General features: G+C 65.4%; 1 protein-coding gene. It reads left to right on the top strand.

Annotated features, from left to right (window positions below):
• The gene (prpF, locus tag PKE44_RS03575) at positions 1-1,194 is read left to right on the top strand and encodes a 2-methylaconitate cis-trans isomerase PrpF (RefSeq protein ID WP_324548301.1); all 1,194 of its coding nucleotides are present in this window, start codon (positions 1-3) and stop codon (positions 1,192-1,194) included.
• Positions 1,195-1,221 lie beyond the last annotated feature (27 nt).

Genomic DNA, 1,221 nt, shown 5'->3' on the forward strand with positions numbered 1-1,221 from the left:
ATGGCCTTCGCACCCCAGATCAAGATTCCCGCCACCTACATCCGCGGCGGCACCAGCAAGGGCGTGTTCTTCCGTCTGCTGGATTTGCCCGAAGCCTGCCAGCAGCCCGGCGAGGCGCGCGACAAGCTGCTGCTGCGCGTGATCGGCAGCCCCGACCCCTACGGCAAGCAGATCGACGGCATGGGCGGGGCGACCTCCAGCACCAGCAAGACCGTGATCCTCGCAAAGAGCAGCCGCCCGGATCACGATGTCGATTACCTGTTCGGTCAGGTGTCGATCGACAAGGCCTTTGTCGACTGGAGCGGCAACTGCGGCAATCTGTCGGCCGCGGTCGGCGCGTTTGCGATCAGCGGCGGCCTCGTCGATGCGGCGCGCGTGCCGAAGGACGGCATGGCCACCGTGCGCGTCTGGCAGGTCAACATCGGCAAGACCATCATCGCCCACGTGCCGATGACCAACGGCGAAGTGCAGGAAACCGGCGATTTCGAACTCGACGGCGTGACCTTCCCGGCCGCCGAAGTGCAGCTCGAATTCCTCGATCCGGCCGATGAAGGCGAAGGCGATGCCGGCGGTTCGATGTTCCCGACCGGCAATCTCGTCGATGACCTCGAAGTGCCCGGCGTCGGCACGCTGAAGGCGACGATGATCAATGCCGGCATTCCGACGATCTTCGTCAATGCCGAGGCCATCGGTTACACCGGCACCGAATTGCAGGAGGCCATCAACGGCGATTCGAAGGCGCTGGCGATGTTCGAGACCATCCGCGCCTACGGGGCGCTGCGCATGGGCCTGATCAAGGATGTCGATGAAGCCACGAAGCGCCAGCACACGCCGAAGATCGCCTTTGTCGCGAAGCCGGTCGATTACGTGTCATCGAGCGGCAAGACGGTCGCAGCCGGCGATGTCGATCTGCTGGTGCGCGCGCTGTCGATGGGCAAGCTGCACCACGCGATGATGGGCACGGCCGCCGTCGCCATCGGCACCGCCGCCGCGGTTCCCGGCACGCTGGTCAACCTCGCGGCCGGTGGCGGCGAACGCAACGCCGTACGCTTCGGCCACCCGTCCGGCACGCTGCGCGTCGGCGCCGAGGCAAAGCAGGTCGACGGTCAGTGGACCGTGACCAAGGCGATCATGAGCCGCAGTGCGCGGGTGCTGATGGAAGGATGGGTGCGGGTGCCGGGGGATACGTTCTGATCGGCGTCTGACGTTTTACATAAAACA

This window comes from Plasticicumulans sp. (assembly GCF_035331805.1).
GTDB lineage: Bacteria > Pseudomonadota > Gammaproteobacteria > Competibacterales > Competibacteraceae > Plasticicumulans.